The sequence below is a fragment of the Modestobacter excelsi genome (assembly GCF_005930495.1).
GTDB classification, from domain to species: Bacteria; Actinomycetota; Actinomycetes; order Mycobacteriales; family Geodermatophilaceae; genus Modestobacter; species Modestobacter excelsi.
Window position 1 is genome coordinate 1 of the sequence record NZ_SJEX01000128.1, and the last position, 7,983, is coordinate 7,983.

10 protein-coding genes and 1 pseudogene are annotated in these 7,983 nt (G+C 75.1%); 3 read left to right on the forward strand and 8 right to left on the reverse strand.

Going from position 1 to position 7,983, the window contains the following annotated elements; translation table 11 throughout:
- Positions 1 to 501, forward strand: a pseudogene (locus tag FHL80_RS25890) (hypothetical protein); the annotation flags it as partial.
- 66 nt (positions 502 to 567) lie between these two features.
- Here FHL80_RS25890 and FHL80_RS24325 read toward each other — a convergent pair.
- Both FHL80_RS24325 and FHL80_RS24330 read right to left on the reverse strand, forming a co-directional pair.
- Positions 568 to 1,587, reverse strand: coding sequence for a 1-aminocyclopropane-1-carboxylate deaminase (locus tag FHL80_RS24325; RefSeq protein WP_138735905.1), 1,020 nt, complete (start codon positions 1,585 to 1,587; stop codon positions 568 to 570).
- Positions 1,574 to 2,233 (reverse strand): GntR family transcriptional regulator, encoded by a 660-nt coding sequence (locus tag FHL80_RS24330; RefSeq protein WP_216871024.1) that lies wholly within the window; start codon positions 2,231 to 2,233, stop codon positions 1,574 to 1,576. The genes FHL80_RS24325 and FHL80_RS24330 overlap by 14 nt, the downstream gene beginning before the upstream one ends.
- Before the next feature lie 150 nt (positions 2,234 to 2,383).
- Between FHL80_RS24330 and FHL80_RS24335 the strand changes: the two genes are divergently transcribed.
- Positions 2,384 to 2,830: a rhodanese-like domain-containing protein gene (locus FHL80_RS24335; protein WP_138735907.1), complete on the forward strand. Its 447-nt coding sequence runs from the start codon at positions 2,384 to 2,386 to the stop codon at positions 2,828 to 2,830.
- Here FHL80_RS24335 and FHL80_RS24340 read toward each other — a convergent pair.
- Complete coding sequence (locus FHL80_RS24340) at positions 2,814 to 3,128, reverse strand: DUF1905 domain-containing protein (RefSeq protein WP_138735908.1); 315 nt, start codon at positions 3,126 to 3,128, stop codon at positions 2,814 to 2,816. The two genes, FHL80_RS24335 and FHL80_RS24340, sit on opposite strands and share 17 nt — an antisense overlap.
- 22 nt (positions 3,129 to 3,150) lie before the next feature.
- Here FHL80_RS24340 and FHL80_RS25895 point away from each other — a divergent pair, with 22 nt between their 5' ends.
- The gene (locus FHL80_RS25895; protein ID WP_216871025.1) at positions 3,151 to 3,360 is read left to right on the forward strand and encodes a hypothetical protein; all 210 of its coding nucleotides are present in this window, start codon (positions 3,151 to 3,153) and stop codon (positions 3,358 to 3,360) included.
- Between the two features lie 48 nt (positions 3,361 to 3,408).
- Here the strand turns inward: FHL80_RS25895 and FHL80_RS24350 are convergent, their stop codons facing one another.
- The 5 genes from FHL80_RS24350 to FHL80_RS24370 are packed head-to-tail and all read right to left on the reverse strand — an operon-like array spanning position 3,409 to position 7,950.
- Positions 3,409 to 3,930: a GNAT family N-acetyltransferase gene (locus FHL80_RS24350; protein ID WP_138735909.1), complete on the reverse strand. Its 522-nt coding sequence runs from the start codon at positions 3,928 to 3,930 to the stop codon at positions 3,409 to 3,411.
- 3 nt (positions 3,931 to 3,933) lie between these two features.
- The gene (locus tag FHL80_RS24355) at positions 3,934 to 4,695 is read right to left on the reverse strand and encodes a GntR family transcriptional regulator (RefSeq protein ID WP_216871026.1); all 762 of its coding nucleotides are present in this window, start codon (positions 4,693 to 4,695) and stop codon (positions 3,934 to 3,936) included.
- Entirely contained in the window at positions 4,692 to 5,489 is a 798-nt protein-coding gene (gene nagB, locus FHL80_RS24360; protein WP_138735910.1) for a glucosamine-6-phosphate deaminase, read from the reverse strand. Before nagB ends, FHL80_RS24355 begins: the two co-directional genes overlap by 4 nt.
- A gap of 2 nt (positions 5,490 to 5,491) precedes the next feature.
- Positions 5,492 to 6,628, reverse strand: coding sequence for an N-acetylglucosamine-6-phosphate deacetylase (locus FHL80_RS24365; protein WP_216871027.1), 1,137 nt, complete (start codon positions 6,626 to 6,628; stop codon positions 5,492 to 5,494).
- 35 nt (positions 6,629 to 6,663) lie between these two features.
- Positions 6,664 to 7,950 carry a PTS transporter subunit EIIC gene (locus FHL80_RS24370; protein ID WP_138735911.1) on the reverse strand — a complete coding sequence of 429 codons (1,287 nt, stop codon included), beginning with the start codon at positions 7,948 to 7,950 and terminating at the stop codon, positions 6,664 to 6,666.
- Between the last annotated feature and the right edge of the window lie 33 nt (positions 7,951 to 7,983).

The window sequence follows — 7,983 nt, forward strand, 5'->3', positions numbered from 1 at the left end:
GGGGCGCCGGCCATCGACGTCGACATCCCGGTCACCGCGTGCGGCACCGGCCTCGCCGTCCTCGGCGACGCCACCGGCGACTGCACTGCGCCCGCCACCGCCCCGGCCACCCCGGCGCAGCCGGCCACCCCGGAGGAGCCGGGCACAACGGCCGGCTCGGGCACCCCGGTCGACCCGATCACGCCGGCCGACCCGGCCACCCCGGTCGACGCGACCACACCGGGACACCTCACCGGCCTGCAGGGTCCGGCTCCGTCGGACAGCGCGGTCACCCTCGGCGCCATCGACCAGGCCGGCGCCGTCCGCGAGGTGCTCGCCCCTGCGTCGTCCGGCGTCCTGGTGACCGCCGACGGCGGCACGTCCGGGACGTCCGGCACGTCCGGTGGGCTCGCCTTCACCGGCACCCCGGTCGGCACGCTGGCGCTCGGCGGTCTGCTCGCCCTGGCCCTGGGCCTCGGGCTGATCGCGTTCCCCCGCCGCCGGGCCAGCAGCCTCAGCTGACCCGGACGCGGACGGGCCCGGTCACCTCACGGTGGCCGGGCCCGTTCGTCGGGGTCGAGGGGTCCCTCAGGAGAACAGCGCGCTGTACCCGTTCAGCGCGGGCTGACCACCGAGGTGGGCGTAGAGCACCGTGGACGACGGGTCGATCTCGCCCCGGCCGACCAGGTCGATCGTGGCCGCCATCGACTTCCCCTCGTACACCGGGTCGGTGACCATGCCCTCGGTGCGGGCCGCGAGCTCCATCGCGGCGATCGTGGTCGCGTCGGGGATGCCGTAGACCCCGGCGTGGAAGCGCTCGTCGAGCTCGACGTCGTCCAGGGTGAGCGGGCGCTGCAGGCCGATCGCCGTCGCCGTCCGCTGCGCGATCCGCAGCACCTGGTCTCGGGTCTCCGCCGGCTTGGCCGAGGCGTCGACGCCGAGCACCCGGCGCGGCCGGCCGCCCTGCTCCTCGAGCTGGGCGAAGCCGGCGACCATGCCGGCCTGGGTCGAGCCGGTCACCGAGCAGACGACGACGGTGTCGAAGAAGACCCCGAGCTCCGCCTCCTGGGCCGCGACCTCGCGCGCCCAGTTGGCGAAACCGAGGCCGCCGAGGGGGTGGTCCGACGCCCCGGCCGGGATCGGGTAGGGCCGGCCGCCGCCGTCGACGATCTCCTGCAGCGCGGCCTCCCAGCTCTCCTTGAACCCGATGCCGAAGCCGGCCTTCACCAGCCGCACGTCGGCCCCGGCCAGCCGGCTGATCAGGATGTTGCCGACCTTGTCGTAGACGGCGTCGGGCCAGTCCACCCAGCTCTCCTGCACCAGCACGCACCGCAGCCCGACGTGCGCCGCGACGGCGGCGACCTGCCGGGTGTGGTTGCTCTGCACGCCCCCGATGGAGACCAGCGTGTCGCAGCCCTGGGCCAGCGCATCGGCGACCAGGTACTCGAGCTTGCGGGTCTTGTTGCCGCCGAAGGCGATCCCGGAGTTCACGTCCTCGCGCTTGGCCCACACCGCCGCGCCGCCCAGGTGGGCGGTCAGCCGGTCCAGCCGGTGCACCGGCGAGGGTCCGAACAGCAGCGGGTGCCGGGGGAAGTCATCGAGCGCCATCGGGGGTCTCCTCCAGTTCGGACAGCAGCGCCGTCCAGATCTCGGTGGTGGTGGTGACGGCGGCGTCGACGTCGGCGGCCGCGCAGGCGGCGATCAGCTGCTCGTGCAGCGCGACCGACTCGCGACCGTGCGCGGCGGCGAACCGCTGCCGCTCCAGCCGGCGGACCGCGGGGGTGAAGCGGTCGATCGTGGCCCGCACCGCGGTGTTCCCGCAGCGGGCCAGCAGCACGTCGTGCAGCTCGTCGTCGGCAGCGAGTGCGCCGTCGAGGTCCCCCGCGGAGACGGCGGCGGCGAAGCGCTCGTTGGCGGCCCGCATCGCCGCGACGTCGGCGCCGGTGACCGTTGCGGCGGCCTCCCGGACGGCCAGCTCGTGCATCGCGCGGACGACGACGGCGGCGTCCCGGACCAGCTGGGGCACCAGCGGGGTGACCCGGGTGTGGCTCTGCGGCTTGCTCTCCACCAGGCCCTCGTCCGCGAGCCGGGCGAGCGCGGCGCGCACCGGGGCCACCGACAACCCGAGCCGGCCGGCCAGCTCGGCGTCCTTGACGACGGCGCCGGGCGCGAGCTCACCGCTGACGATGGCCGACCGGAGGAGCGCCAGCGCATGGTCCCGCAGCAGGATGCGCGGCACCGGAGCGATCGACACAACTGACATCTGACATGTCAGTTGCGGGCCCTGTCAACCCGCCGGCGAACGCCACCGGTACGCCTCCGACGGGGCGATGGGCCGGATCGTTGCGGTCGGCGGCCGCGCAGCCGCTCGTCGGGACGGCGCGTGGTCCCTAGCGTCCCGGTCATGAGCCTGGACTGGACGACCGCCCCCGCCGACGCCGCCGCGCACTTCGCCCGCCGGCTGGCCGTCGAGACCGACGTCTCCGACGTCTCCGCGGCCCTGCAGTCCGGCCGGCCCGGCTTCGTGCTGGTCGACAGCCGCTGCGCGGAGTCCTGGGCGCAGGGGCACGTGCCCGGCGCGGTCCACCTGCCCGGCCGCGAGATCGCCGGGCGGGCCGCGGCCGAGCTCGACCCCGCCGTCCCGGTCGTCACCTACTGCTGGGGCCCGGGCTGCAACGGCGCCACCCGGGCGGCGCTGACGCTGGCCCGGCTCGGCTACCGGGTGCGGGAGATGATCGGCGGCTTCGAGTACTGGGCCCGGGAGGGTCTCGCGGTGGAGACGGCCGACGGGGTCGCGCGACCGGACGTCGACCCGCTCACCGCACCGGCGGGGATCAGCTGCGGCTGCTGACCTGGCCGTCCACCGCGCGGGGCGCGCGCTCGATGCGCTCCTCGAGTCGCACGGTGACCACGTCGCCGGGCCGCTTGCCGATCACCGCCTGGAGCCCGGCCGTGACGGGCAACTTGTGGGTGCCGTCGCCGAGCGCCATGAACGAGCTGCGGAAGGGGTGCCCGTCGACCGTGCCGCGGACCTTGACCAGCCCGCGGGTGCCGAAGTACTCCGCCGACCCGGGCATGACCACGTAGGTCCAGCCGCCCGGGGCCGGGCTCTTCTGCAGGACCGCGTCGAACTGCCTGTCGAGCTCCATCGGGCTCCTCCTCGTCGGCCGTGTGCAGGTAGGACGGCTCGCGGGCGCAGGACTCACCGGTCCGCGCAGGTGCCGTCGACGGCGCTCAGCCCGTGGCCGTGCACTCCCGCTCGTCGGGGTCAACCCGGCGCTGGACTCCTCCGCCGACCTGGCCGCCGAGCTCGGGACCACCGCCGAGCGCGAGGCCGCCGAGCACGGCCGGCTGCTCAGCAGCACCCGCGTCGCGGCCTGACACCACGGCCCCCTGCAGGGTCCCGCCGCGAGCTCGCGAGTGGTGCCTTCAATCGTCGGAGAGCCGGCTCCACAGCAGCTCGTCGTGCCGCACGCCGTCGGGGTAGCGGTACGACCGGCGGAGCCGGCCCTCCTGCGTGAAGCCGGCCTTGGCGGCGACCCGGGCCGAGGCGGTGTTCTCCACGGCGTGGAACAGCTGGATGCGGTCCAGCTCCAGGGCGGCGAACCCCCATCGGCACACGGCACGAGTGCAGCGCACGGCGATCCCGCGGCCGCGGGCAGCGGGCACCATCCAGTAGCCGACCTCACCCACGGCCTGCGCGAGGTCGATCTCGTGCAACGACATCGAGCCGACCAGCACGCCACCGTCCTCGACCGCCCACGAGCAGTGCTCCGTGCTCCACCCCGCGATCCGGGTGAGCCACGCGCGGGCACCGTCCAGGGTGGTGCGCTCCTCGCCGTTCCAGCGGCGCAGCAGCGGGTCCCGGGAGGCGGCGCACACGGCCTCGGCGTCGTCCTCGCGCCACGGCCGGAGCATCAACTCGTCGACCGACAGGCTGACCGGCTCCACGACTCAGCTCCCCCCGAGCTCGACGGTCATCTGCAGCTCGTAGCGATCGCCACGGTAGGTGGACTCGGCGTGCTCCACCGGCCGGCCCCCGCTGTAGGACAGCCGGTCGAACACCAGCACCGGACGGCCGGTCGGCACGCCCAGCAGCACCCCGGTCCCCCGGTCGGCCTCAGCGGCGCGCACCGTCTGCTCGGCGCGGTCGATGGTGCAGCCGTACTCCTCGGCCAGCAGCGTGTAGAGCGAACCGGTCAGGTCCTGCCGGTCCAGGTCGGGCAGCACACCGGCCTCGTACCAGGCATCGTCGATCGACATCGGCTGGTCGTCGGCGAGCCGCAGCCGCCGCACGTGCCAGGCCTGGGCACCCGGTGGCAGCTCGAGGGCCCGCCGGGTGGCCGGCGGCGGCACCGACCGGCCGACATCGAGCACGACGGTGCCCGGGCGCAGCCCCAGCCGGCGCATGTCCTCGTGGAAGGAGGCCAGGTGCAGCCGGGACCGGGCGGCCCGCTCGGCCACGAAGGTGCCCTTGCCGCGCACCCGGACCAGGACGCCCTCGCTGACCAGCTGGCCGATCGCCTCGCGGACGGTGATCCGGCTGACCCCGTGCTCGACGCAGAGCTGCCGCTCGCCGGGCAGCGGCGACCCGGCGGGCAGCCGGGCGGCCAGCTCGGTGAGCCGACCGCGGAGCTGCTCGTGCTTGGGCACCATCCCGTCGACGATGAGCGGCTCCGCCCCGGCGGTCGCGCCGCCGGCCCGCCGGATGCTCACCACCCCTGCGCCTCCAGCTTGTGCGACAACACGTAGCGGTAGTGCTCGGCGCGGGCCAGCCGGCTGCCGGCGGATTCGTCGACGACGACCGTGACGTGCGGGTGCAGCTGCAGCACCGACCCCGGGCAGGACGCCGTCAGCGGCCCCTCGACCGCGGCGGCGACCGCGTCCGCCTTCGCCTCCCCGGTCGCCACGAGCACCAGGTGCCCAGCGCCCAGGATGGTGCCCAGGCCCTGGGTGAGCACGTGCCGCGGCACCGCGGCCACGTCGCCGCCGAAGAACCGGGCGTTGTCCGAGCGGGTCTGCTCGGTCAGCGTCTTGACCCGGGTCCGGCTGGCCAGCGACGAACCCGGCTCGTTGAAGCCCAGGTGCCCGTTGGCGCCGATGCCGAGCACCTGGACGGCGACCGGGCCGGCCGACAGCAGCAGCTGCTCGTAGTCCCGGGCGGCCCGCAGCGGGTCGGCGGCGGAGCCGTCGGGGCCGTGCACGACCGCGGGGTCCAGGCCGAGGGCGTCGGTGAGCTCACGGCGGATGACCTCCCGGTAGGACTCCGGGTGCCCGGCGGGCAGGCCGACGTACTCGTCGAGCAGGAAGGCCTGCACCCCGGCGAACTCGAGCCCCTCCTCGCGGTGCCGGCGCAGCAGCTCGCGGTAGGCCAGCAGCGGCGAGGACCCGGTGGCCAGGCCGAGCACGACCGGCCCGCCCCGGGCGAGCGCGTCGAGCACGGACCCGGCGACGGCGTCGGCGACCACCCGCCCGCAGTCCTCGGGCGTGGGCAGCAGGACGACCTCCACGGTCAGCTCTCCTCTCGGTGCGCCCACCGGCCCGCGCGCAGGACGGCGGTGGGGACGAGGTCAGCATCGGTGACCAGCACGTCGGCGCGCGCCCCGGGGGCCAGCCGGCCCACGTCGACGAGCCCGAGCAGCCCGGCCGGCGTCCCGGTGGCGGCGAGGACGGCGTCCGGCAGCGGGACACCGGCGGCCACGGTGTGCCGGACGACGTCGACCAGCCGCGCCGTCCCGCCGGCGATGGCCCCCGGGCCGTCGCCGTCCGCCAGCCGGGACACCCCGCCGGCGACCTCCACCGGCAGCGCACCGAGCCGGTACCGGCCGTCGGGCATCCCGGCGGCGGCCATCGCGTCGGTGACCAGCGCGACGTGCCCGGCGCCCACCAGGTCGAACACGGCGGCCACCGTCTCCGGGGCCAGGTGCACGCCGTCGCCGACCAGCTCGACGACCAGCTCGGCGCGGGCCGCGGCGGCCAGGCAGGCGGCGACCGGTCCGGGCGCGCGGGACAGCAGCGGCGGCATGCCGTTGAACAGGTGCGTGGCCGACAGCCGGCCGCCGGCCGCCGCGGCCCGGATCGCCGCGGTGGTCGCCCCGGCGGTGGCGTCGGTGTGCCCGAAGCTCGGGAGCGCGCCGTGCTCCCGCAGGACGGCGACCAGCTCGGCGGCGTGCGCGGTCTCCGGCGCCAGTGTCATCGAGACCACCCCGCCGACGGCGAGCAGCTCGCGGAGCAGGGCGGGGTCGCCGGGCACCAGGGCGGCCGGGTCCTGGGCACCGCACCGCGCCGCGGACAGGAACGGGCCCTCCAGGTGCACGCCGGCCAGCTCGCCGGCCCGGACCAGCGGCGCGAGGACGGCCAGCCGCTGCCGGAGCACCGCCGCGGGCGCGGAGACCAGGCTCGCCACCAACGTCGTCGTCCCGGAGGCGAGGTGGTGGGCGGCCGCCTCCCGGACCCCGTCGGCATCGGCGTCGGGGAAGCCGTGCCCGGCCGCGCCGTGGCAGTGCACGTCGACCAGCCCGGGGAGCAGCAGCCGCTCCGGCGCGGGGGCCGGGAGGTCGCCGGCCCAGGCCGCGGCGGGGCCGGCGTAGCCGACCCGGTCGCCGACGACGGCCAGCACACCGTCGTCGACGACCGAGCCGCCGGTCACCAGCCGGCCCCGCAGGACGGGGCCCGCTCGCTCGGTCAGGACTGCGACCGGTGCTCGACCGTGCCGGTGGGCGCGGCCGTCTCCGGCGTGGCGGCCGGGGTCGCGGCCTCGTCGGTGCTGCCGACCACGGCCTCGGCTTCCTCCTCGCGACCCGGCGTCCGCAGGTTCCACTTCCGGATGACGAAGCGGAACAGCAGGTAGTAGACCGCCGCGTAGACCAGGCCGATCGGGATGATCAGCAGCGGCTTGGTGGCCTGCCCGAAGTTGAGCACGTAGTCGATCGCGCCGGCGGAGAAGCTGAACCCGTCGTGGATGCCCAGCGCGTTGGTCAGCGCCAGCGACGTGCCGGTGAGGAACGCGTGCACCACGTAGAGCGGCCAGGCGACGAAGAGGAAGGAGAACTCCAGCGGCTCGGTGATGCCGGTGAGGAACGCGGTGAGCGCGGTCGACAGCATGATCCCGCCGACGATCTTGCGTTGCTCCGGCTTGGCCTCGTGCCAGATGGCGATCGCCGCGGCGGGCAGCGCGAACATCATGACCGGGAAGAAGCCGGTCATGAACGTGCCCGCGGTCGGGTCACCCTCGAAGAACCGGTTCAGGTCGCCGTGCACGCCGTTGTAGTCGCCGAGGACGAACCAGACCACCGAGTTGATGATGTGGTGCAGGCCCAGCGGGATGAGCAGCCGGTTCACCGTGCCGAAGATCCCGCCGCCGACGACGGTGTTCGCGTCGACGGCCTCGCCCAGGTTGGTCAGCCCGGTGTTGAACGGTGCGTAGACCAGCGACATCACCACGGCGACGACCATCATCGTCACCGCGGTGATGATCGGGACGAACCGCCGGCCTCCGAAGAAGGCCAGGTAGGTGGGCAGCTTGATCCGGTAGAAGCGCTGCCACAGCACGGCGGCGATCAGCCCGGTGACGATGCCGCCGAGGACGCCGAAGTCGATCAGCTCCTGCTCCTGCCCCTCGGCGGCCTCGCCCAGGACGATCGGGCTCAGTGCCTCGAAGACGCCCTGCAGCACCAGGTAGCCGACGACGGCCGCCAGCGCCGTCGAGCCGTCGGCCTTCTTGGCCCAGCCGATCGCGATGCCGACGGCGAAGATCAGCGGCAGGTTGTCGAAGATCGCTCCGCCGGCGGCGGCGAAGACGACGGCGACGTACCGGATGGCGTCGAACCGGCCCAGCAGGTCGTCCTGGCCGAGCCGGAGCAGCAGACCCGCCGCGGGCAGCGCGGCGATGGGCAGCATCAGGCTGCGGCCCAGCCGCTGCAGGCCACCGAGGCCCCGCAGTCCGGTGGGGGGTGCGTTCAGGAAGCTCATGACCGTGTCTCCAGGGGTGGGTCGGGGGAAGGG

Coding starts and splice junctions, on each gene's coding strand:
- FHL80_RS24325 (WP_138735905.1), bottom strand. CDS start 1,587: ATGGCGCTCGATGACTTCCCCCGGCACCCGCTGCTGTTCGGACCCTCG.
- FHL80_RS24335 (WP_138735907.1), top strand. CDS start 2,384: ATGAGCCTGGACTGGACGACCGCCCCCGCCGACGCCGCCGCGCACTTC.
- FHL80_RS24340 (WP_138735908.1), bottom strand. CDS start 3,128: ATGGAGCTCGACAGGCAGTTCGACGCGGTCCTGCAGAAGAGCCCGGCC.
- FHL80_RS24370 (WP_138735911.1), bottom strand. CDS start 7,950: ATGAGCTTCCTGAACGCACCCCCCACCGGACTGCGGGGCCTCGGTGGC.